Here is a 23,452-nt window from a genome sequence, read left to right as displayed (position 1 = left end):
AGCCGATGGGCCACTCAGGCAGTGAAGCCCGCCACCCGGAGGGCGTGGACCAGGTCCCAGTGGCGCTCGTCCGAGACACCCTGGGCGGCCTCCAGCAGCAGTGGGACGAGCTGCTGGGGGTCGGCCGCGACGCTGCGGGCCGCCTCCTCGGGGGTGCGGACCCGGACGTAGGCGTCGAGCATGGCCTGGATCTCGCGGCGGCGGCCCTCGGCGGCCAGCGCGAGCACGGCGTCGCCTATCTCCCCGGCCGGGCGGGCCACGCCCTGCCGCAGGATCTGCTCGCCGTCCGCCGTACGGCCCGCCGCGACCAGTGCGTCCGCCGCGCCGACCAGCCGGTCGGCGGGCAGCGAGGCGGCCTCCCACAGCAGCGTCGCCCAGTCCGCGCCGAGCCCGGCGCGCTGCAGCTCGGCCGCGAGCAGCGGGAAGCGCGCGGCGGGCCAGTACGCGGCCTCGGCGAGCAGCGCGTGCGCCTCGCCGCTACGGCCCTCCCGCCGCAGCCCGACGAGCCGCTGCACAGCCTCCACGGTGGTCTGCCGCGCGTCGGCATCCAACGCCTCCCGCTTGGGCTGCGTCCGCTCGGCCGGCCGCGTGGCCCCGGCGAAGCGGGCCCCACGCGGGGTGCGGCGGGGGGCGGGCGCGGAGGTCGGCAGCTCCGGTACGGCCGCTGCGGGGTCCGGGGTCGGGGTCGTCGCGGCGGTGTCGTCCTCGGCCATACCGGCGAAGCGGGCGCTGCCTCGGCGGCGCTTGCGCTGCTTGGGGGTGGGGGCCGGCTCGGGGTCGGGGTCGATGGATTGCGCGGGCTCGGGGGCCGCGGGCTGTGCCGCCTCGGGCGCGGGCCAGTCGGAGGTGTCCGTCGCGGGCCAGTCGGAGGGCTCGGGCGCGGGAGTGGCGGCGGGGCTCGGGAAGTCGTCCCGCAGGGGGGCCGGGCTGCCGTAGCCGGGGTTGGCGCGCTCGAAGTCCTCGTAACCGCGGCGCGCCTCACGGACGCCCTCGTCATGGCGCAGGGGATCAGGGCCGCCGTAGCCGCCCTGCGGTCCGGTTCCCTGTGTCTGTTCGGTGTCCCGCTGGCGGGGCAGGCGGTACGGGACCGGGCCGTTGCCGTACGAACCGTACGGGTCCTGCCCGCCGGACCGCCCGTCCTGGGCTTGATCCTGGTCCTGGAAGGTGTCGTCGACCCTGAACACGTTGCCGTGCCGGTCGCGGTGGACGGCGCCGGCACCCCTGAGATGGACGCGGTTGTCCAACTCCTCGATTCGGGCGCGGAGTTCGGCGCAGCGGGCGGTGGCGCGTTCGTGGTCGTCGCGGGCCCAGGCGAGGTCGAGGCGGAGGGCGTCGGCCGCTTCCTGCGTGCTGGCGGAGGTGAGCAACCGTCCCAGTTCCGCCTGCCGTTCGGCGGCGTACTTCTGCTCGCGGAGCATCACGTCGAGCCGGTCACTGAGGGCGTCCCGGCTGCCGGGCCGGGCGTCGAACACGGCGAGCGCAGCCGCGTGCAGGGCGCGGGCGCGCTCCTTCTCCTGGGCGGCGACACCGGGTCCGTACTCGGCAGCGAGGTCCTGGAGCAGCGCCTCCACCACGTCCCAGGGCGGTATCTCACGACCGCCCAAGCAGGCCTGCATACCATCGGGATCGCGCTGCCAGAACACCCCGCACCAGCCACCGCCCTGGTCGAGGCGCGCCAGGAGTCGGTCGAGGTAGTTCGCGAACTCCCGCACCTGTCCGGGGAGTTGATCCACAGCCATGCTCCAACTCCCGCCAGACCGGAATGCTCCAGTCCGTAGAAAACACCATTTGTGTTACGACGCGGCTACAGAAGCTTTTCGAGCCGGGCGCAGAGAGTTCGGAGCCTACGCCTCCCTCCTGTGCGCCCGCCGGGTTCCGCCGTATCCGCCGCGTCCGCCACCCGATTCAGGCCGCCAACGGCGCACATCTGACCACGAGTTGATCCATGGACAACCCGAGCGCGTCGGCAAGTGCGGCGACCGTGAAGAAGGCGGGTGTCGGCGCCCGGCCGGTCTCGATCTTGCGGAGGGTCTCCGCCGAGATGCCCGCGTGCGCCGCCACGTCGGTCATGCTCCGGCCACCGCGGGCCTCGCGGAGCAGCCGGCCGAGCCGTTCGCCGCGTTCACGCTCTTCGGAGGTGAGAGGGGTGCGTACCATGCCGTCATTCTAATACCGGTATAGTAATTGGCATGGTGGAACTCAAGACGGACACGTCTATCGATGCGATGTACGAGGCGGGCCAGGTCGTGGCCCGCGCCCTCACGGCCGTACGGGAGGCCGCCGACGTGGGCGTATCCCTGCTGGAACTGGACGAGTTGGCGCACGACGTGCTGCGCGCGGCGGGCGCGGGCTCACCCTTCCTCGGCTACCGCCCCTCCTTCGCACCCACCCCGTTCCCGGCGGTCATCTGCGCCTCGGTGAACGACGCGATCGTGCACGGCATCCCGGACGGCTACCGCCTGCGCGACGGCGACCTGGTCTCGATCGACTTCGGCGCCAAGCTGGGCGGCTGGGCCGGCGACTCGGCCATCAGCTTCACCGTCGGCAAGCCGCGCCCCGCCGACGTCCGCCTGATCGACACCGCCGAGCGCGCCCTCGCGGCGGGTATCGCGGCAGCCGTCGTGGGCAACCGCATCGGCGACATCGCCCACGCGATCGGCACGGTCTGCCGTGCGGCCGGCTACGGCATCCCCCAGGGCTTCGGCGGCCACGGCATCGGCCGCCAGATGCACGAGGACCCCGGCGTCCCGAACGAGGGCCGCCCCGGCCGGGGCCTCCCCCTCCGCCACGGCATGGCCCTCGCGATCGAGCCCATGCTGATCGCCGGCGGCAAGGACGGCTACCACGAGGCCCCGGACGGCTGGACCCTGCGAACGAACGACGGATCGAGAGCGGCCCACGTGGAACACACGGTGGCGATCACGGAGGCGGGACCCAGGGTCCTTACTGAGCGCCGGTAAGCGGTCCCACCCAGGGGGCGCGGGACTGTATCGATTTGCGGCTCCGCCGCGTGGGCGCTACCAGCCACAACGCACCCGCACCCATATACGCACCCAAACCCGCACATGCCCCACGCAGTGGTCCGTGCCATGGTGGATTGATGACCAGCGGCTACATATCCCCCGAAAACGACCCCTTCGAAGACTTCCTCGCCCGGTTCTTCGGCGGAGCCGCCCGTCCCGGTCCACGCGACATAGACATAGGCCGTCTGCTCAGCCAACCGGCCAAGGACCTCGTCCGAGGCGCGGCCCAGTACGCCGCGGAACACGGCAGCCACGACCTCGACACCCAGCACCTCCTCCGCGCGGCCCTGTCCGCGGAGCCGACCCGCGGCCTCCTCACCCGCGCCGGCGCTGACCCCGACTCCCTCGCCGCGGAGATCGACGAGCGCTCGGGCCCCGCCCAGCCCCCGGCGGGCACGTCGCTCGCCCTCACCCCGGCCGTCAAACGCGCCCTCCTGGACGCGCACGACCTGGCCCGGGCGGGCGGCGCCGGTTACATCGGCCCCGAACACGTCCTCGGCGCGCTCGCCGCGAACCCGGACTCCGCCGCCGGTCACATCCTGAACGCGGCCCGCTACGCCCCCACGGGCCTGCCGCCCGAAGCGCCCGACGGCACCCTGCCGCGCACCGAGCAGCCCCGCCCCACCGGCACCCCGACCCTCGACAAGTACGGCCGCGATCTCACCGACCTGGCCCGGCACGGCCGTATCGACCCGGTGATCGGCCGTGACAAGGAGATCGAGCAGACCATCGAGGTGCTGTCCCGACGCGGCAAGAACAACCCGGTGCTGATCGGCGACGCGGGTGTCGGCAAGACCGCGATCGTGGAGGGGCTCGCGCAGCGCATCACGGACGGCGACGTGCCGGACGTGCTGACCGGGCGGCGGGTGGTCGCTCTCGACCTGACGGGCGTGGTCGCGGGCACCCGTTTCCGGGGCGACTTCGAGGAGCGGCTGACGAACATCGTCGGCGAGATCCGCGCCCACTCGGACGAACTGATCGTGTTCATCGACGAGTTGCACACCGTGGTCGGCGCGGGCGGTGGTGGCGAGAGCGGTTCGATGGACGCCGGAAACATCCTCAAACCGGCCCTGGCGCGCGGCGAGTTGCACATCGTCGGCGCTACGACACTGGAGGAGTACCGCCGGATCGAGAAGGACGCGGCGCTGGCCCGCCGCTTCCAGCCGATCCTGGTGCCCGAGCCGACCGTCACGGACGCGATCGAGATCCTGCGCGGACTGCGCGACCGCTACGAGGCCCACCACCAAGTCCGGTACACCGACGAGGCGTTGGTGGCGGCCGTGGAGCTCTCGGACCGCTATCTCACCGACCGCCGGCTGCCCGACAAGGCGATCGACCTGATCGACCAGGCGGGCGCGCGGGTACGGCTGCGGGCGCGCACGAAGGGCACGGACGTACGGGCCCTGGAGCGGGAGACGGAGCAGCTCGCCCGCGACAAGGACCAGGCAGCGGCCGACGAGGACTACGAGAAGGCGACCCAACTCCGGGATCGTATCGCCGAGTTGAAGGTACGGCTTGCCGAAGCCGGCGGTGCGGACACCGGCGACGAGGGGCAGCACCTGGAAGTGACGGGCGAGGTGATCGCCGAAGTCGTGTCCCGGCAGACCGGTATCCCGGTGAGCAGTCTCACCGCGGAGGAGAAGGACCGGCTGCTCGGTCTGGAGGAGCATCTGCACGAGCGGGTCGTCGGCCAGGAGGAGGCGGTCCGGGTCGTGTCGGACGCGGTGCTGCGCTCCCGCGCCGGGCTGGCGAGCCCGGACCGGCCCATCGGCAGTTTCCTGTTCCTGGGCCCGACAGGCGTCGGGAAGACCGAACTTGCCCGCGCCCTCGCCGAGGCACTGTTCGGCAGCGAGGACCGGATGGTCCGCCTCGACATGAGCGAGTACCAGGAACGCCACACGGTGAGCCGTCTCGTCGGCGCCCCGCCCGGCTATGTGGGCCACGAGGAGGCCGGTCAGCTCACCGAGGTCGTACGCCGCCACCCGTACTCACTGCTGCTGCTCGACGAGGTCGAGAAGGCGCACCCGGACGTCTTCAACATCCTGCTCCAGGTCCTGGACGACGGCCGGTTGACCGACGCGCAGGGCCGCACGGTCGACTTCACCAACACGGTGATCGTGATGACCAGCAACCTCGGTTCCGAGGCGATCACCCGGCGCGGGGCCGGAATCGGCTTCGGGCCCGGTGGCGCCGACGCGGACGAGGAGGCACGGCGCGAGCAGATCCTGCGCCCGCTGCGCGAGCACTTCCGCCCCGAGTTCCTCAACCGTATCGACGAGATCGTGGTCTTCCGTCAGCTCACCGCCGAACAACTCCGCCTGATCACCGAGCTGTTGCTGGAACACACCCGCCGTCTCCTGCACGCACAGGGCGTCACGGTCGAGTTCACGGACCCGGCCGTCGACCGGCTGTCCCGCCAGGGCTTCCAGCCCGAGTACGGCGCCCGGCCGCTGCGCCGCACCATCCAGCGCGAGGTCGACAACCAGCTGTCCCGGCTGCTCCTGGACGGCCGGATCGCGAAGGGCGGCCGGGTGACGGTGGACGTCGAGGACGGGCGGCTCGCGTTCCGCACGGATGTGTTCCGCACGGATGTACCGCCGCCCGCCTCCGACTCACCGGCTACGGCGCCGGATTGACAACCGCCGCCGAGCCACCGCCACGCCGTACCTTCTCGGCGGCTGCCAACCACTCGCCGTTCGGCAGCCGTTGGACACCCGTCGCCGCGCCGATCTCCGGATTCAGGGTGAAGGAGTGCCCGATGGCCTGGAGTTGGGTCTTCAAGTCGCTGTTGTAGAGGGCTGGTTCGAGTTCCGTGTTGGCCGCGTTGCGCTGACTGGCGCGGGGTGCGGCGATCGCGTCCACGAGCGGGAGACCTCGGTCGAGGAACTCGGTGAGGGTCTGCAGCACGGTCGTGATGATGGTCGCGCCACCGGGTGAACCGAGCGCCACGACCGGCTTGTTGTGCTTGTCCAGGACGATCGTCGGTGAGATCGACGAGCGCGGGCGCTTGCCCGGACCCGGGAGGTTCGGGTCGTGGACGGCCGGGTTGGCCGGGGTGAAGGAGAAGTCGGTCAGCTCGTTGTTGAGCAGGAAGCCGCGGCCGGGCACGGTCATCGCGCTGCCGCCGGTCTGCTCGATGGTGAGCGTGTAGGAGACGACGTTGCCCCACTTGTCGGCGACGGTGAGGTGGGTGGTGTTCTCGCCCTCGTAGGTCGTCGGGGCGGCAGTCCCGGTGGCGGTGCAGGCCGTGGGATTGCGCGGGTCGGCGGGTGCCAGCGGGCTGGTGAGCACCGCGTCGTCCTTGATGAGGCAGGCGCGCGAGTCGGCGAACTTCTGCGAGAGGAGTTCCTTCGTCGGTACGTCCTCGAAGGCGGGGTCGCCGACCCAGCGCCCCCGGTCCGCGAACGCGATCCGGCTGGCCTCGATGTAGTGGTGCAGGTACTGGACCTCGCCGGCCTTCGAAAGGTCCGTCTTCTCAAGGATGTTGAGGGCCTCACCGACGGTCGTGCCGCCGGAGGAGGAGGGCGCGATGGAGTAGACGCCGAGTCCGCGGTACGACGTCTTCGTGGGCGCCTGGAGCTTGGCGCGGTATGCCGCGAGGTCCTGGGCGGACAGCTGGCCGGGGCGGGCGTTCCATCCCGAACTCGTGTCCACCTTCGGGGTGTTCACCGTGGCGAGGATGTCCTTGCCGAGGGCGCCCCGATAGATGTCCCCGATCCCCTTCTTGCCCAACTCCTTGTAGGTGGCGGCGAGTTCGGGGTTCGTGAAGGTGGAACCGACCACCGGCAGTGCGCCGCCGGGCAGGAACAGCTTGGCGGTGTCGGGGAAGTAGCGGAAGCGGGTCTCGTTGGCCGCTGTCTGGGTGCGGAAGGTGTCGTCGACCGTGAAGCCTTCGCTCGCGATCCGTTCGGCGGGCTTGAGCACCGTGCCCAGCTTCTCGCTGCCCCACTGGTCGAGCGCCGTCTGCCAGGTGGCGGGCGTGCCCGGGGTGCCGACGCTGAGGCCGCTGCTGACGGCGTCGGCGAAGGCGAGGGCCTTGCCGTTCTCCACGAAGAGGTTGGAGTCGGCGGTCAACGGCGCGGTCTCGCGGCCGTCGATCGTGTGCACCGTACGGGACTTGGCGTCGTAGTAGACGAAGTAGCCGCCTCCGCCGATGCCGGAGGAGTAGGGCTCGGTGACGCCGAGCGCGGCGGCGGTGGCGACGGCCGCGTCGACCGCGTTGCCGCCCTTCTTCAGGACCTCGATACCGGCCGCGGTGGCGTCCGCGTCGACGCTCGCGACGGCGCCGCCGTAGCCGACGGCGACCGGAACCTTCGTCGGTGTGCTGCTGTTCGTCGCGGCGGGTGGGGCCGCGGCCCCGACCGACACCACGGCGGCCGAGACCGCCAGGACCGACAGTTTCCGTGCCACAGGGCGACGCATCCGTACCTCCAGTCCAGAACCGTCCGCGCAGCGTATCCACCTGGCACGGGACCCGACAGACCGCTTCCGGCCGCCGCCACACGAACGTCACACGTCGAACACCGGTACGTACCAGCCACATCGGGCCGCTAACATGCGCGCCCATGAATGACGACCTGCGCAACATCGTTCTGGGCGTGGCCGCCGCCGGCATCAGTGCCGCCCTCGGCTGGCTCGCCCGCACCTACCTGTGGAAGCGCAAACTCCGGCGCAAGCAGGCGTTCTTCGGGCTGCCCGACAACTCCGAGTCGCTGCTCGTGGTGAACCGCGAGGCGGGCGGCCCCGAGCTCACGGTGATGCGGCACGACGTGTTCGCGCTCCTCGAACTCGCCGCCCTGATCAAGGACTGCAACGCGCACGCCCAGGTCGTCGCGCACGACGCGACCCAGCAGGGCTTCGGAGAACGCACCGAGTTCTGCGTGGGCGGCCCGGCCTCCAACCGCCGGATGGCCGCACATCTGGCGTCCCTGCTGCCCGGCATCCGCGTCAACGTCGACCCCGAGCCGGGACCGGACCGGGGCGCGTTCCAAATAGGCAGTGAGCGCTACCGACTTGAGCCCGGCAAGGGCGAGTACGTGCTTCTCGCCCGCCTCACCGCCGGCCAACTGGGCGGCGCGCGGCCGGTGTTCCTCTTCTGCGGCCAGCGCGCGATCACCAACCAGGCGGCGACCCGCTATCTCGCCCGCAACCATGAGAAGTTGGCCCGCAAACACGGCGGCAACACCTTCGTCCTACTGCTGAAGGTGGTCAACTCGCAGGCGTACGGCCCCGATGTGGTGGAGCTGGTGGCGGACGTGACACGGGCGGCGGAAACGCCCCTACCTGCACCGGCACCACGGAGTTCGCACCGCGCCTCCTGAAGTCACACACACTTCAACAATCGTTACTGGCACGTAACTTACCCACGGGTTACCTCAGGTAAAGGGCTGCGGTTACCGTCGGGTCACTTTGCATTGACACGTGTGAGGAGTGACCCGTGCGAAACCGTCGCCAGTCCCTGCGTACGACCGCCGCGGTCGCCGTCTCCGCGACTCTCGTCGCCGGAGGCGTCCTCGGGCTCGCCCCCGCCGCCCAGGCCGCCACCAGCGGCGTCCGCTTCGTCGACATCGCGGGCGACGGCGGTACGAAGCTCGCGGCGAACGTCGTCACACCCGCGGACGCGGACGGCTCGCACCGCTACCCCCTCGTCGTCCTGCCCACGAGCTGGGGCTTCCCTCAGGTCCAGTACCTGGCCCAGGCCGAGAAGCTCGCGAACTCCGGCTATGTCGTGGTGAGTTACAACGTCCGCGGCTTCTGGCAGTCCGGCGGCGGGATCGAGGTCGGCGGCCCGGCCGACGTGGCCGACGCGTCCAAGGTGATCGACTGGGCGCTCGCCAACACCCCTTCCGACGCGGGGCACATCGGCATGGCGGGGGTGTCGTACGGCGCCGGGATCAGCCTGCTCGCGGCGGCACACGACAAGCGGATCAAGGCAGTTGCCTCACTCAGCGGCTGGGCGGACCTGATCGGGTCGATCTACTCTGGCCGCACCGAACACTCCCAGGCGACCGCCCTGCTGGACGGCGTCGGCCTCGTCACCGGCCGCCCGAGCGCGCAGACCAGCCAGGTCTTCAAGGACTTCCTCGCCGCCGACCTGTCCAAGGAACAGGAAATGATCGACTGGGGGAAGGAGCGCTCCCCCGCGACCTATGTCGATCGGATCAACAAGAACGGCGCGGCGATCATGCTCGCCAACGCCTGGGGCGACACGATCTTCCCGCCCAACCAAATAGCGGACTTCTACGGCGAGTTGACCGGTCCCAAGCGGCTCGAACTCCGCCCCGGCGACCACGCCACCGCCGAACTGACCGGACTGTTCGGGTTGCCCAACGACGTGTGGACGGACACCGAGCGCTGGTTCGACCACTACCTCAAGGGCGAGGACAACGGGATCGACCGCGAGGACCCCGTGGAGCTCAAGTCCCGTTCCACTGGCGGCTACGAGGGCTACCCGGACTGGAAGTCGGTCGGCGCGACGCGCAAGAAGATCGACCTCGCGGGCACGACCACCATCCACACCAACGTGGACTCGGGCGCGGACGGCGGAATCGTCTTCCTGTCCAGCATCCTCGACCAGGTGGCGCAGGTGCCCCCGGTCGCGTGGGTCCCGCTGCTGCCGCGCCGCTGGGCCGCCGTATGGCAGTCGGGTACGTACACGAGCGCCCAACAGGTGCGCGGCACCGTCACGTTGCACACCACGGTCACGGACACCAAGGAGAGCGGCACCCTCGTCGCATACCTCTACGACGTGGGCCCGCTCGGCCTCGGCAAGCTGGTCTCCAACGCGCCGTACACCTGGCACGGGCAGACGCCCGGCCAGCCGTTCGGTGTGGACCTGGAGTTGTTCTCCACGGCCTACGACGTCCCGGCAGGGCACCATCTCGCCCTGGTCGTCGACACGGTCGACCCGCTCTACATCGAGCACAACCCGACCGGCGCGCAGCTGACCTTCTCCTCGCCCGCGAACGACCCGTCATACGTGTCGATCCCGCTGCGCGAGCAGTGATCTCCGGCTGCCGCCGGACGGGCAAGTGCCCTCTCTACTACTGCACCCGCGGCAGCAGCGTCCCTGGTTCGGCCGGGGCCACGTCCACGGCCTCGGTTTTGGGACTGCGCTGCTCCCGGCGGGACACCCATCCGGCGAACCAGGAGAGCAGCATGCACATCCCGATGTAGATCGGCGAGATCACCATCACCACTGGGATGAACGGCAAATCGTAGTCGAGGTTCGACGCGATCAGCTTCCCGGCGTGGAGAAACTCCTCATAGGTGATCAGATAGCCCAGCGAGGTGTCCTTCAGCGCGACCACCAACTGGCTGATGATGGCGGGCAGCATGGCCCGTACGGCCTGCGGTACGAGGACGTACGACATGACCTGGGTCTTGCGCAGCCCGAGTGCGAACGCGGCCTCCCGCTGGCCGCGTTCGACGCTGTTGACGCCGGAGCGGAACACCTCGGCGAGGACCGAGCCGTTGTAGAGGGTGAGTCCTGCGACCAGTGCGGGCAATGGCTGAACCTTGAGCGCCACGAAGATGAAGAAGATCATCACCAGGACGGGCATGGCGCGGAAGAACTCCACGACGAGCGTGGACAGCCAGCGCACCGGCCGGTGGTCCGACAGCCGTCCTACGGCGAGCAGGGTCCCAAGTGCCAGCGACAGTACGGCCGCGAGCCCGAAGGCCTTGAGCGTGTTGCCGAGGCCGCGCAGCAGCAGTTCCTGAATTCCCTTGTACTCGAAGGGCATCCACTTCGTGTAGGTGAACTGGTCGGTGTCGAACAGGAGATAGAGGATCCAGGCGAGGAGACCGAGGATGACGACGGTGGACGCGATGCCGTAAAGGCGGTGCCGTTTGCGGGTCTTGGGGCCCGGGACGTCGTAGAGGGCGTTGGCGGTGGTCATCGGGCGACTCCCCACTTCCTCTCCAGCGCGTTGAACAGCGCGCTGATGGCGAGGGTGATGATCAGGTAGCCGAGGGCGATCCAGACGAAGGTCCAGACGATGTTGTAGCCGAGTTCGCTCAACGTCCGGTAGGTGCCGAGGAGTTCGGTGACACTGAACGCGCCCGCGATCGCCGAGTTCTTGGCGAGCGCGATGAGCGTGGAGCCGACCGGCGGGATCACCGAGCGGAACGCCTGCGGCAGCACGACCAGTCCGAGGGTCTGCCCGAAGGTCATCCCGAGAGTGCGGGCCGCCTCTCCTTGTCCCCTGGGCACGGTGTTGATGCCGGCGCGCAGCGCCTCGCAGATGAACGCCGAGGTGTAGCAGCCGAGCGCGAGGACCGCGAACACCTTGAAGGGCAGCACGAGTCCGAAGCGCGGCAGGCCGAGCAGCACCGCGAAGAACAGCAGGGTGAGCGGGGTGTTGCGCAGGACGGTGACCCACACCGTGCCGAACACCCGCAGCGAGCCGACCGGGGCGACCCGGAAGGAGGCCATCAGGAAGCCGAGGACGAGCGCCAACACCGAGGCGTAGAGGGTGAGTTCGACGGTGCCGAGGAAGCCGTCGCCGAAGGTCGAGAAGTTGTCTGTCAGTACGTTCACATCGGCCTCGCTCAGCTCGCCGGGTAGCGGTCGATCGCGGGCGGGGTGGGCGCGGGCACTCCGGACAGGCCGAGTGTCGCCTCGTACCCCTTCTTCCAGTCGCCGTTCTTCTCACGGGCCTCCAACGCGTCGTCGAGGGCGAATCGCAGGGCGTTGTCGCTGTGCGGGACACCGATGCCGTACGGCTCCTTCGAGAAGGGCTTGCCGACGACCTTGAGCTGATCGGGGACCTTCGCCGCGTAGCCGATGAGGATCGCGTCGTCGGTGGTGACGGCGGCGACCTGGTAGGTGAGCAGGTTGTCGACACAGACCGAGTACGTGTCGTAGGCGACGAGTTGGGCCTTCGGATAGTCGTCCTTGATGCGCTGGTACGGCGTCGAACCGGCCGCCGAGCAGACGCGTTTGCCGGCGAGGTCCTGCGGGCCGTGGATGTCGTGCTCGTCGGTGCGCACGAGGAGCGACTGGCCGGCCAGGTAGTAGGGGCCGGCGAAGCCGACCAGTTTCTTGCGCATGTCGTTGATGGTGTAGGTGCCGACGTAGTAGTCGATCTGGCCGTTCTGCAGGGCGGTTTCGCGGTTGGCGGAGGCGATCGTCCTGAAGTGGACGGTCTTCGGGGCAAAGCCGAGGGAGGCCGACATCATCTTGGCGATCTCGATGTCGAAGCCGGAGTAGGTGCCGGTCGCGGGGTCCTTCTCGCCGAGGTAGGGCTGGTCCTCCTTCGCGCCGACGACGAAGTAGCCGCGCTTCTTCGCCCGCTTCCAGGTCTTGGAGTCGGGGAGCTGAAAGCCTTGTGCCACTTGGTAGTTGGGGAGTTTCTCGGCGGCCGGGCCCTTCACGGGCGGGCTGCCCTCCTTGCCACAGGCGGTCGCGAGCAGCGCGAGGATCAGCACGAGGAGCACACGAGTGGTACGGAACATGGATCGCACTCCCCCGCTCAGTGCTTGAGGATCTTGGACAGGAAGTCCTTGGCCCGGTCGGTGCGCGGGTTGGTGAAGAACTCCTCGGGGGTGCGGTCCTCGATGACGCGGCCGTCGGCCATGAACACGACGCGGTTGGCGGCGGAGCGGGCGAAGCCCATCTCGTGGGTGACGACGACCATGGTCATGCCGTCGTGGGCCAACTGCCGCATGACTTCGAGGACTTCGTTGATCATCTCCGGGTCGAGGGCCGAGGTCGGCTCGTCGAAGAGCAGCGCCTTGGGCTCCATGGCGAGGGCGCGGGCGATGGCCACGCGCTGCTGCTGGCCGCCGGAGAGCTGCGCGGGGAACTTGGGTGCCTGTGAGGCGAGGCCCACGCGGTCGAGGAGTTCCATCGACCTCTTGTCGGCGTCGCCCCGCTTGCGCTTGCGGACCTTGATCTGGGCCAACGAGACGTTCTGCAGCACCGTCTTGTGGGCGAACAGGTTGAACGACTGGAAGACCATGCCGACTTCGGCGCGGAGCCCGGCGAGGGCCTTGCCCTCCTCGGGCAGCGGCTGACCGTCGAGTTCGATCGTCCCGGACTCGATGGTCTCCAGCCGGTTGATCGCCCGGCACAGCGTCGACTTTCCCGACCCCGAAGGGCCGATGACCACGACCACCTCCCCCTTGCCGACGGTGAGGTTGATGTCCTGGAGGACATGCAGCTCCCCGTAGTACTTGTTGACGTCCCGCAGTTCGATCAACGGATCGACGGCCATGCCCAGCCCTACTCACTCTCAGCTGTGTCGTGGTTGCCGCAAACTATCCACACAAGACCGGAGTTAACGCACGACACGCACTTTTCGGGCATTAGCCGTATTTACGCCCCTCTTACTCTTCGGAGACCTCCGCGTAGAGCTGCGAGAGCTCGGGCACGCCGCTCGCGGCCCACTCATGACCGGAGGCCACGACGTCGAACTCGCGCCCGGAGACCAGCCGTACGACGGGCTGGCCGTCCGACCGGATCTCCCAGGCGGCACCCTCCACCGTGCGCACGATCACGGTGCCCAGATACAGACCGGCGTCGTTGCCGAGCCAGGACACGGTCTCCTCGTCGTCCCGCCAGCGCGGCACCAGCTGGTCGAGCGCCTCCAACGAGCTTGCGGAGTCGTCGAGTTGGATGCCCTCCCGGGCCGCGTGCGAACGGAGCAGCTCGCACTCGGCCAGCAACTCGGCGATGCCCTCGGCGTCGCGGATACGGTGCTTCTCGGCCCGGTCACCCAGGAAAGGGATGTTCATACATACAGCGTGTCATTCGGACCGCCGTACGCACCACAGGGCGTCGCCGGTGGCGTGTCAGCACCCCGGCCGCAGCGGGGGAAAGCCCCTCTCCCGAGCGCGGGTTGGCCGGATGGTGGGCGCGATGTCCCGTTCGTACGGTCGCAGTATGAATCGGACAGGCAGGATGATCGTGATGTCGTCGGTTGCCGCGGCCCTGGTGGTGAGCGGTTCGGTGTCCGCGGGTGCCGTGGGGGCGGGGGCGGTTCCGGCCGCGTCGGCGCGGGGCGCGCACGATGCGAGCCGGGGACGGGTGGTGTCGGTGACGCAGCTGCGGACCCTGTCCGCGCGGCAGGTGACCGCCGAGCTGAAGAGCGACAAGGACGGCCCGGACTGGGACACGAGGACCGTCCGTTACGGCGTGGACACGTACCGGGTGGTCTATCGCACGGTGGACGCCAAGGGCCGGCCGACCACCGCGAGCGGGCTGCTGGCGTTCCCGCGCGGGGGTGAGCGGCGGCTGCGGACGGTGTCGTTCACGCACGGCACCGAACTCTTCAAGGGCGATGTCGCCTCGGTGTCGACGGAGGTGTGGGGCCAGGCGCCCGCCCTCACCTACGCGTCGGCGGGCTTCGCCGTCGTACTCCCGGACTACCTGGGGCTCGGCCTCGGCTCCGGGCCGCAGGCGTGGATGGATGTGCCGTCCGAGACGACGGCCGCGCTGGACCTGTTGCGGGCCGCGGCCTCCTTCGCGCCCACGGTGGGACGGCAGTTGGGGCACGAGGTGCTGGCCACCGGCTTCTCCCAGGGGGCGTCGGCGGCGCTCGGGCTGACCCGGGCCCTGCAGGAGGGAGCCGATCCCCGTTTCCGGGTCGCGGCGGTGGCACCGGTGAGCGGCGCGTACGCCTTCCGGGACGTGGCGTTCCCGTCCCTGCTGGACGGGCGGGCGGACGCGAAGGACGGCGTGATCTACACCGCGCTGGCCCTGGTCGCCTTCAACCGGCTCCATCACGTCTACGACAGCCCGCGCGAGGTCTTCCGGGCGCCGTACTCCCGCACGATCGAGGGCCTGTTGGACGGCACGCACACCGGGCAGGAGGTGATGTCCAGGACGCCGGGCACGATCGACGCCCTGCTCACCCGGCACGGGCGGGCGCTGATCGCACACCCGACGGGCGGGCTGGCCGCCGCACTGCGGATCACCGACGGGGTGTGCACGGGCTGGACACCGAAGATGCCCATGCGGCTCTACTACGCCGAGGGCGACGAACAGGCCGTGAACGGGAACAGCGAGCACTGCCAGGCGTCGTTCCGGGCCCGGGGTGTCGACGTACCGCTCGTCGACCTCGGCACTCCGGACTACGGCGGCTCCCGCCATCTGGGCTCCCAGCAGGCGGCGACGGGGGCCGTCGTACGGTGGTTCGCCTCGCTGGGCCGAGCGGGCGGGGGCGCGTCTCCCGGTCAGACGTCCAGGTCGACGACCACCGGCGCGTGGTCCGAGGCGCCCTTGCCCTTGCGCTCCTCGCGGTCGACGTAGGAGTCGGTGACGGCCTTCGCGAACGGCTCGTTGCCGTAGACGAGGTCGATGCGCATGCCGCGGTTCTTCGGGAAGGCGAGCTGGCGGTAGTCCCAGTACGTGTACGGGTGGTCGTACTTGAGGGGGCGCGGGACCACGTCCGTCAGGCCCGCGTCGCGCAGGGCGGTGAGGGCGGCGCGCTCGGCCGGGGTGACGTGGGTGAGGCCCTCGAAGGCGGCCACGTCGAAGACGTCGTCGTCCGTCGGCGCCACGTTGTAGTCGCCGAGGACCGCGAACGGGCGGGTGCCCTGGGCGTCCTCCGCAACGGCCGCCCTGAGAGCCTCGAACCACTGGAGCTTGTACGTGTAGTGGGGGTGGTCCACCTCGCGGCCGTTGGGCACGTACACCGAGCAGACGCGGACCGGGCCGCAGGTCGCCGCGACGGCGCGGGGCTCCTGGACGCCGTCGTAACCGGGGTCCCCGGGAAGGCCCTTGACCACGTCGTCGAGTCCTACGCGGGAGAGCACCGCCACGCCGTTCCACCGGCCGGTCGCGTTCACCGCCGCCTCGTAGCCCGCCTCGCGCAGCTCGTCGAACGGGAACTGCGCCTCGGCCAGCTTGGCCTCCTGGAGGCACAGCACGTCGGTGCCGCTGCTCTCCAGCCAGGCCAGGAGCCTCGGCAGACGGGCGGTGATCGAGTTCACGTTCCAGGTCGCGATGCGCATGCCTCACAACCTACCGGGCGGCACTGACACTCAGACCGACGCGCTGTCCCCGGGCGCCAGCCGCAGGTGCTCCGCGCCGCCGAGCGCGCCGATCTGGTGGTCGTAGATCGGGCGGGCGAGGTCCGTGAGCAGGGCGTCGTGGATGTCGTAGGCGCGCTGCGGCTTGACCTCGCGGACGTAGTCGATGACCTCGGAGATCTTGCTCCAGGGGGCCATCACCGGGAGCATCAGGGTCTCGACGGGGTGGTCGGGGACGGTGAGGGCGTCGCCGGGGTGGAAGACGCGGCCGGCGTCGATGAGGTAGCCGACGTTGGTGATGCGCGGGATGTCGGGGTGGATCACGGCGTGCAGTTTGCCGTGCACCTGGACGTCGAAGCCCGCCGCCGTGAAGGTGTCGCCGTGGCCGACGGTGTGCACCCGGCCCGGGAAGGCGGCGGAGAGCTGGTCCGCGACCGACTTCAGGGTCCAGATCTCGGCGGCCGGGTTGGCCTCCAGGCCGGCCCGCAGCCGGTCCTCGTTGAAGTGGTCGAGGTGCTCGTGCGTGACGAGGATCGCGTCCGCCCCGATCGTGGCGTCCTCCTCGGTGAAGGTGCCCGGGTCGATGACGAGGGTCCGGCCGTCCTTCTCCAGACGGATGCAGGCGTGCGACTTCTTGGTGAGCGTGGTGAGCGTCATGGGTCCATCCTGCCGCTGCCCGGCTCCGGGCGGGCGGCCGAGACTGGTGCTTTCGGTACCGGGCTGAAGATCACTCCGTGGGGGTCGTCTCCTCGCGGATGACCTGCTGGGCGACCTTGAAGGCGCTGTTCGCCGCGGGCACTCCGCAGTACACGGCCGCCTGCAGCAGCACCTCCTTGATCTCGACCGGGGTGAGGCCGTTGCGCAGCGCCGCCCGGGTGTGGAAGGCCAGCTCGTCCAGGTGCCCGCCCGCGACCAGCGCGGTGAGCGTGACACAGCTGCGGGAGCGCCGGTCGAGGCCCGGCCGGTCCCAGATCTCGCCCCACGCGTACCGCGTGACGAACTCCTGGAAGTCCCCGGAGAACTCGTCGGCCTGCGCCAGCGCCCGGTCCACATGTGCGTCGCCGAGCACCTCGCGGCGGACCTTGATCCCGGCGTCGTAGGGGTCCGGACGGCCCATGGCCTGCGGCGGTACGGGGGGCGGCGGTGCGATCTCGGCGATGGGCGCGGCCTGTTGCGGCGCGGCGAGGACCGGCCTGACCGGGGGTGCCACGACGGCGACCTGCCCGGTGGACTGGTCGTAGGGCGGCTGCCAGGCGGTGGAGAAGTGCCGGACCAGGAGGTCGGTGACGGCGGCGGGCTGCTCGACCGGGACCAGGTGCGAGGCGCCGGGTACGACCGCGAGGCGGGCGTCCGGGATGCCGGCAACCAGGGTGCGGGCCTCGGCGGGCCCGGTGACCTGGTCGTCCGAGCCGACGAGGACGAGGGTCGGCACGCCGATCCGGGCGAGTTCGGACCGTACGTCGAACGCGGCCAGCGCCTCGCACGCGGCGATGTAGCAGCCGGGGTCGGTGGTGCGCACCATCTGCACGGCCCACTCGGTGATCGCGGGCTGCGCAGCGGCGAAACCGCCGGTGAACCAGCGCTCGGGCGAGGTGCGGGCGATGGGGTCGAGCCCGTTGGTGCGCACGATCACCCCGCGCTGACGGAACTCGTCCGCCGTTTCGAAGCGCGGCGAGGTCGCGATCAGCGCCAGCGAGGCCACCCGCTCGGGGTGGCGCAGGACCAGTTCGAGACCGACCGCACCGCCGAGCGCGCAGCCCGCGTAGCCGAAGCGCTGCACGCCGAGCGCGTCGAGGGTGGCGAGCAGCCGGTCGGCCAGGTCGGAGACCGAGCCGGCCGGATACGCGGGCGAGCCGCCGTGGCCCGGCAGATCGAACCGGAAGACCCGCCACTGCTTCGTCAGCTCGGGCACCTGGCGGTCGAACATGTGCCAGGTGGTCCCGAGCGACGGGCCCAGGATGAGAACAGGGGCGTCTTCGGGGCCGTCGAAGCGGTACTGGAGGGCAGGGCTGTTGTTCATGTCGCTCACCACTCCAACGTAACCGCCGTTTCTTACGGCCCGGCTGTGGGGCCCTCGGTCTCCCCACCCGGCTCCCACACTTCGGTGGGGAACTCTCACGTCGCCTTCACCGCATTTCGGGGACTGTGGCGAAGGACGGTCCCTGGTGGCGCGGTGGGTGCTCGGCGGCTCAGAGGTCGCCGGGCGCGCCCAAACCCGTGAGTGCGCCGACCGGGTCCAGGTCGGGGGTGCCTCTGGGCCACCAGTCGTCGTGGCCCGGTTCCGATTCGTAGGCGTACCACAAGCCGTCGCGGCCCAGGCGGAGTTGGACATGGCCGTGGGGGTGGGTGAGGTGGTTGTGCCAGGGGCGGAAGGCCGGGAGGTCGGCGGCGAGGAGCAGCGGGCGCGCGCGGTCGAAGCGGCCGGCCGGCGGATCCCAGGGTTCTTCGAGCACCGCGAGCCCCTCGATGCCGCCCTGCCGCCAGGCGGCCACCGCGCGCGCCAACTCGGCCGCAGTCCGTCCGGTGGCCTTGGCGAGGGAGGCGTAGAGGGAGCGGGTGGTGGCGGTCAGCCCCGAACCCGGGCGAGCGGCGGCGAGCCGTACCGCGTCCTGCCACAGCGTCAGTTCACCGACCGGATCCCGGCCGGTGCTGAGCAGCGCGTGTGCCCGGGTGGCGGCGTCGGTCGCCAACTGGTCGAGGGCGAAGGGGTCCGGGCCGCCGGGCGCCGCCGGGTACACGGGAGGCTGCTCGGGGTGCGGGGGCGTGGGCAACGGGGGTGGGAGCGGCGGGAGTCGGCGTTCCGTCGCGAGGGCTTCCGTGGCCCGCACTCCGGGGAGGGGGGCCGGTTCCTGCTCCTGGGCGGCGCGGGCGGCCCGGGCCGCGTTGCGGCGGGACAGCGCGTCGAGCAGCGGGCGTTCACCCCGGCCGCGCAGCAGGAGCAGCACGAAGGGGTCGGCGTCGAGGAGACGCGCGGTCTGGTAGCAGAGGGCGGCGGCGTGCTTGCAGGGGTGACCGGAGTCGGGGCAACTGCACAGGGGGTCCAGGTCACCGGGCCCCGGCAGCAGCGGAACTCCGCACTCCGCAAGGGACTTGGGCATCTCCTTGTCGAGCAGGGCGGCGATGTGTCCTGGCCGGTCGGCGGCGGCGTCCAGGAACCGGTCCCAGTCGGCGTCGTCGAGCGTCCGCAACCGCACCTGTACGCGGTACGGCCGCGGGCGGCTGCCCTGCACATACGCGAGCACGAGCCCCGGTGTCACGGTGATCGCGTCGACGTGGCCCTTCTCGGCGTAACCACGCCCACGCACAAGGCGCTTGGCGTCCAACGCGCCTTCCTCCAACGCGGTGACCCAGGCATTGCCCCACCAGGTCTCGGCGAAACTCGTGCCCTTCGACGGCCTGGGCGGGAACGCGGGGAAGGTACGGCGGAGGTCGCCGTCGCGGGTGGGGGAAGCCATGGAGGTGAGGGTGAGGGTGGTCGCGGGTGGGTTGGGGGCATCCGGGGCGGTCGGGTCGGGGTCCTGGCGTCGGTCCGGGTTCGGGTGCGAGTGCGAGTGCGGTGGTTGTACGGCCCGACTCGCTTGGCGCGCTTGGTCGTTGTCGCCGGGCGGCTCCCTGCCGAAGTCCTCCTCCTGGGGCATCCGGAAGGCGTCGGCGACCAGATCACGCACCGCGCGGGCCCGCACGGCTTCGACACCACCGGGTCCCTGGGCGGCGCGCGGACGTGAGGCCCTGGACGGGACGGGAGTGGGGGCGGTGGGAGCAGGCGTGGAGGCACGGTGGGGTGATCGGGTCGTCGGGTCGGCACCCTGGTGGCCTCCTTCCGTCCGGGCCTGTTGACTCTCACGCCGAGCCGCTCGCAATGCCTCGCGCGCGACATCGGCAGGGCGTTCCGGGACCGCTTCCGACGGACCGGCCGTCGCAGCCGTCTCGCGTCGAACGGGCAGCGCACGGCGCAATGCCGCGCGGGCGGCGTCACCGGGCCGGGGAACGGATGGCGTGGGGTCGGTCGGCGAGGGACCGGTCTGCGGGGGTACTTCGGCCGAGGTCTCCTCAGGATCATCGGTTCGCGGGGATGCGTCGGGTGCCGACTCCCAAGAGCGGGTCCGCGAGGGTGCGTTGGACGCCGCCTCCCCCGAGTGGGCCCGCGAGAGTGTTTTGGACCCCGCCTCCCGGGAGTCGGTCCGCGACGGTGATGTGAGCGCGGTCTCCTCAGAAACGGTCGGCCCCGGCGCGCGAGCCGCCGCCTCCTCCGTGTCGTCCGGGCGGCCCACGTGGTTCTCCTGCGCGCGCTCCCGACGTTCACGCGCGGCCCGCAGTGCTTGGCGTGCCAGGTCGGCAGGGCGCACTGGTCGCTCCTCGGCCCGGCCGCCCGTCGCCCCCGCCTCCCTTGCCTCCGGTGTCTCCTCCGAGGCCCTCGCGGCCGGCTCCGTTACCGACCTGTCGGCCTCCACCGCCGTACCAGGTCCGACAGTCGCGGCCCCGTCGTCATCCGCACCAGGTCCGGCAGCCTCCGGAGAGTCGCCATCCGTACCCGTCCCGAACCCGAGGCCCCGCCCCGCCCCCGTCACGCCGGCCTCCGCAGTGACACCAGGTCCGACAGTTCGCGGTCCGTCAGTTCTGTCAGTGACGACTCTCCGGAGCCGAGGATCGCGTCGGCCAACGCCCGCTTGGATTCGAGCATTTCGGCGATCCGGTCCTCGACCGTGCCCTCGGTGATGAGGCGGTGGACCTGGACAGGCTGGGTCTGGCCGATGCGGTAGGCGCGGTCCGTGGCCTGTTCCTCGACCGCCGGGTTCCACCAGCGGTCGAAGTGGACGACATGGCCCGCACGGGTGAGGTTCAGGCCGGTGCCGGCCGCCTTGAGGGACAGGATCAGGACCGGGGTCGCACCGGCCTGGAAGCGGTCCACCATGCGCTCCCGCTCCGGTACCGGTGTGCCGCCGTGCAGCAGGTCCACCGGGACCGCGCGGGCCGACAGGTGGGAGGTGATCAGGCGGGCCATGCCGACGTACTGCGTGAAGACGATCGCGGAACCGTCCTCCGACAGCAGCGTGTCCAACAGCTCGTCCAGCAGGGCGAGTTTGCCGGAGCGGGCGGCGAGGCGGTCGCCGCCGGCCTGTGCCGCCGTGTGCTCCTCCTTCAGGTACAGCGCCGGGTGGTCGCAGATCTGTTTGAGGGAGGTGAGGAGCTTCAGGACCAGGCCCCGGCGTGCGATGCCCTCCGTCGTCTCGATCGCCAGCATCGATTCGCGTACCACCGCCTCGTAGAGCGAGGCCTGTTCGCGGGTGAGTGGGACCGGGTGGTCCGTCTCCGTCTTGGGCGGGAGTTCGGGGACGATGCCGGGGTCGGACTTCTTGCGGCGCAGCAGGAACGGGCGGACCAGGCGGGCGAGTCGGGTCACCGCCTCCTCGTCCTCGCCGTTCTCCACCGCGCGCGCGTGCCGGGCGCGGAAGGACTTCAGGGGGCCGAGGAGTCCGGGGGTCGTCCAGTCCAGCAGGGCCCAGAGTTCGGAGAGGTTGTTCTCGACCGGGGTGCCGGTCAGGGCCACGCGCGCGGGCGACGGGATCGTGCGCAGTGCCTTCGCGGTCGCCGAGTACGGGTTCTTGACGTGCTGTGCCTCGTCCGCGACGACCATGCCCCAGGGCTGTTGGGCGAGCGTCGCCGCCGCCGAGCGCATCGTGCCGTACGTCGTGAGGACGAAGCCGCCGGTCAGGTCCTCCAGGGTGCGGTCCGCGCCGTGGAAGCGGCGGACGGGGACTCCGGGGGCGAAGCGGGTGATCTCCCGCTGCCAGTTGCCCAGGAGCGAGGCGGGGCAGATCACCAGGGTGGGGTCGCGGTGTGCCCGGCGCAGGTGGAGGGCGATGAGGGTGATGGTCTTGCCGAGGCCCATGTCGTCGGCGAGGCAGCCGCCGAGGCCGAGGGAGGTCATCAGGTCGAGCCAGGCCAGGCCCCGGAGTTGGTAGTCCCGGAGGGTGGCCTGAAGGCCGGAGGGGGGCTCGGCCGGGTGGATGCCCGCCGTCAGGCGGTCCCGCAGGGTGGCCAGCGCGCCGACCGGGACCGCTTCCACCCGCTCGCCGTCGACCTCCGCCGTGCCCGTGAGCGCGACGGACAGCGCGTCGACCGGGTCGAGCAGGCCCAGTTCGCGTTTGCGGGCCTTGCGGACGAGGGCCGGGTCGACCAGGACCCACTGGTCCCGCAGTCGTACGACCGGGCGGTGGGCCTCGGCCAGGGTGTCCATCTCGGCCTCGGTGAGCGGGTCGCCGCCGAGCGCCAACTGCCAGCGGAACTGGAGCAGTTCCTCGCTCTCGAAGAAGCCCGTGCCGTCGGTCGCGGACCCCGGCGCCGACCGGACCACGGCGGACACCGTGAGGTCCTGGGCCAGGTCCCGGGGCCAGTGGACGGCGACTCCGGCCGCGGCGAGCCGGGTGGCCGCCATGCCGAGCAGGTCGCCCAACTCCTCCTCGGAGAGGGCGAGCACATCGGGCACGTCCTGCTCGGTGAGGCGGTCCAGCGGTGGCCAGACGCGCGCGGCCCGGCGTACGGCCAGTGCGGCGTCCACGCGCGCGCGGGGGCCGAAGGCGGTGTCCGCCGTGCCTGCCCACAGGGCCGCCGCGTCGACCACGAGGGTGGGGTCGGCGAGGCTGTGCACCTGGACGATCGCCGCGACCGCGCTGCGCACTCGACCGCCGTCGTCGAACAGGTCGTAGGCCGAGAGGTCCAGGCGGAGCGAGATCCGTACGCCCGCGTCCATGCCGGCGGCGACCTCGGCGGCCCAGTCCTGGGCGTCGCGCAGGCGCTGCGGCTTGCGGGCCGCGAAGGGCAGCCCCGAGGTGTAGGGCGCGGCCGGGGTGCGGGGCAGGGTGTCCGCGACGGCGTCCAGGAAGGACCGCATCAGCGCTTCCGGCTCGGGCAGCCGGAGCGGGCCCGGGCCGGGCAGCGGGACGGCGTGGCCCTCGTACGGAAGGGCCGCCGCGACCGCGCGGACGTGTGCGATGTCCTCGGGCTCCAGGGGGCCCGCCCGCCAGGCGTCGTGGCCCGTGGCGGTGAGGCCGGGCAGCAGCCGGCCGCGGGCGGCGAGCCGGAGTGCGTGCAGGGCGGCGGCGCCCCAGCAGGCCGTGGCGGGGTGGGCGGCGGGGTCACGGCGGGCGCGCACCAGCAGGGGCAGGGCCGCTTCGATCGACAGGGTCAGCGCCGGGGTGGGCCTGCGGCGGACTCCGGCGCCGTGTCGTCGTACGACCGTCAACTCGGTCTGTTCCACGCCCTCTTCGGCTTCGGGGAGTGCGCGCTCGCCGTCGGGGTCCCAGAAGGCAACGCGGCCCTCGCGCGGGACGACGGGGGACGGCAGGAAGACCGCGGCCAGTCGTACGGAGATCTGCTCCATGAGTGCCGTGTCCGTCATACGTCCTGCCACCTCCCGCCCGTCAGTCGTGTCAGCTGTCTTCGACTCTACG

Annotated in this window: 18 protein-coding genes; 5 read left to right on the top strand and 13 right to left on the bottom strand. The window is 71.1% G+C overall.

Annotated features, from left to right (window positions below; genetic code table 11):
• Positions 1–14: 14 nt before the first annotated feature.
• Both OC490_RS05100 and OC490_RS05095 read right to left on the bottom strand, forming a co-directional pair.
• Positions 15–1,739 (bottom strand): hypothetical protein, encoded by a 1,725-nt coding sequence (locus OC490_RS05100; RefSeq protein WP_262056567.1) that lies wholly within the window; start codon positions 1,737–1,739, stop codon positions 15–17.
• A 166-nt stretch (positions 1,740–1,905) separates the two neighbouring features.
• Positions 1,906–2,157 carry a helix-turn-helix domain-containing protein gene (locus OC490_RS05095; protein ID WP_262056566.1) on the bottom strand — a complete coding sequence of 84 codons (252 nt, stop codon included), beginning with the start codon at positions 2,155–2,157 and terminating at the stop codon, positions 1,906–1,908.
• A gap of 32 nt (positions 2,158–2,189) precedes the next feature.
• Here OC490_RS05095 and map point away from each other — a divergent pair, with 32 nt between their 5' ends.
• Positions 2,190–2,960, top strand: a complete 771-nt coding sequence (map, locus tag OC490_RS05090; protein WP_262056565.1) for a type I methionyl aminopeptidase — start codon at positions 2,190–2,192, stop codon at positions 2,958–2,960.
• Positions 2,961–3,100: 140 nt separating this feature from the next.
• Entirely contained in the window at positions 3,101–5,659 is a 2,559-nt protein-coding gene (locus OC490_RS05085) for an ATP-dependent Clp protease ATP-binding subunit (protein ID WP_262056564.1), read from the top strand.
• Here the strand turns inward: OC490_RS05085 and ggt are convergent.
• Positions 5,643–7,445, bottom strand: coding sequence for a gamma-glutamyltransferase (ggt, locus tag OC490_RS05080; RefSeq protein ID WP_262056563.1), 1,803 nt, complete (start codon positions 7,443–7,445; stop codon positions 5,643–5,645). The genes OC490_RS05085 and ggt overlap by 17 nt on opposite strands.
• Before the next feature lie 143 nt (positions 7,446–7,588).
• Between ggt and OC490_RS05075 the strand changes: the two genes are divergently transcribed.
• Positions 7,589–8,344: a hypothetical protein gene (locus OC490_RS05075; RefSeq protein ID WP_262056562.1), complete on the top strand. Its 756-nt coding sequence runs from the start codon at positions 7,589–7,591 to the stop codon at positions 8,342–8,344.
• 116 nt (positions 8,345–8,460) lie between these two features.
• Positions 8,461–10,029 carry an alpha/beta fold hydrolase gene (locus OC490_RS05070; RefSeq protein WP_262056561.1) on the top strand — a complete coding sequence of 523 codons (1,569 nt, stop codon included), beginning with the start codon at positions 8,461–8,463 and terminating at the stop codon, positions 10,027–10,029.
• Between the two features lie 37 nt (positions 10,030–10,066).
• On the opposite strand, the gene OC490_RS05065 is transcribed toward OC490_RS05070, so the two are convergent.
• The 5 genes from OC490_RS05065 to OC490_RS05045 form a co-directional block, all read right to left on the bottom strand.
• Positions 10,067–10,924 carry an amino acid ABC transporter permease gene (locus OC490_RS05065; RefSeq protein ID WP_262056560.1) on the bottom strand — a complete coding sequence of 286 codons (858 nt, stop codon included), beginning with the start codon at positions 10,922–10,924 and terminating at the stop codon, positions 10,067–10,069.
• Positions 10,921–11,565, bottom strand: a complete 645-nt coding sequence (locus OC490_RS05060; RefSeq protein ID WP_262056559.1) for an amino acid ABC transporter permease — start codon at positions 11,563–11,565, stop codon at positions 10,921–10,923. The genes OC490_RS05065 and OC490_RS05060 overlap by 4 nt, the downstream gene beginning before the upstream one ends.
• 11 nt (positions 11,566–11,576) lie before the next feature.
• Positions 11,577–12,482, bottom strand: coding sequence for a glutamate ABC transporter substrate-binding protein (locus OC490_RS05055; protein WP_262056558.1), 906 nt, complete (start codon positions 12,480–12,482; stop codon positions 11,577–11,579).
• A 17-nt stretch (positions 12,483–12,499) separates the two neighbouring features.
• Positions 12,500–13,243 (bottom strand): amino acid ABC transporter ATP-binding protein, encoded by a 744-nt coding sequence (locus OC490_RS05050; RefSeq protein WP_262056557.1) that lies wholly within the window; start codon positions 13,241–13,243, stop codon positions 12,500–12,502.
• Positions 13,244–13,355: 112 nt separating this feature from the next.
• Complete coding sequence (locus OC490_RS05045; protein WP_262056556.1) at positions 13,356–13,763, bottom strand: DUF6278 family protein; 408 nt, start codon at positions 13,761–13,763, stop codon at positions 13,356–13,358.
• Between the two features lie 148 nt (positions 13,764–13,911).
• Here OC490_RS05045 and OC490_RS05040 point away from each other — a divergent pair, with 148 nt between their 5' ends.
• Positions 13,912–15,279 (top strand): lipase family protein, encoded by a 1,368-nt coding sequence (locus OC490_RS05040; RefSeq protein WP_262056555.1) that lies wholly within the window; start codon positions 13,912–13,914, stop codon positions 15,277–15,279.
• Here the strand turns inward: OC490_RS05040 and OC490_RS05035 are convergent.
• The 5 genes from OC490_RS05035 to OC490_RS05015 form a co-directional block, all read right to left on the bottom strand.
• Positions 15,204–15,983: an exodeoxyribonuclease III gene (locus tag OC490_RS05035; protein ID WP_262056554.1), complete on the bottom strand. Its 780-nt coding sequence runs from the start codon at positions 15,981–15,983 to the stop codon at positions 15,204–15,206. The genes OC490_RS05040 and OC490_RS05035 overlap by 76 nt on opposite strands.
• 30 nt (positions 15,984–16,013) lie before the next feature.
• A complete protein-coding gene (locus OC490_RS05030; RefSeq protein ID WP_262056553.1) occupies positions 16,014–16,658 on the bottom strand; it encodes an MBL fold metallo-hydrolase in 645 nt (214 codons plus the stop codon).
• 70 nt (positions 16,659–16,728) lie between these two features.
• Entirely contained in the window at positions 16,729–18,021 is a 1,293-nt protein-coding gene (gene pcaC / locus OC490_RS05025) for a 4-carboxymuconolactone decarboxylase (protein ID WP_262056785.1), read from the bottom strand.
• Positions 18,022–18,190: 169 nt separating this feature from the next.
• Positions 18,191–20,347, bottom strand: a complete 2,157-nt coding sequence (locus tag OC490_RS05020; protein ID WP_262056552.1) for an SWIM zinc finger family protein — start codon at positions 20,345–20,347, stop codon at positions 18,191–18,193.
• A 218-nt stretch (positions 20,348–20,565) separates the two neighbouring features.
• A complete protein-coding gene (locus OC490_RS05015; RefSeq protein ID WP_262056551.1) occupies positions 20,566–23,400 on the bottom strand; it encodes a DEAD/DEAH box helicase in 2,835 nt (944 codons plus the stop codon).
• Positions 23,401–23,452: the final 52 nt, after the last annotated feature.

This window comes from Streptomyces sp. STR69 (assembly GCF_024519455.1).
Lineage (GTDB): Bacteria > Actinomycetota > Actinomycetes > Streptomycetales > Streptomycetaceae > Streptomyces.
Note: the sequence above shows the minus strand (reverse complement) of the source record. Positions and strands in the feature narration are given on the sequence as shown.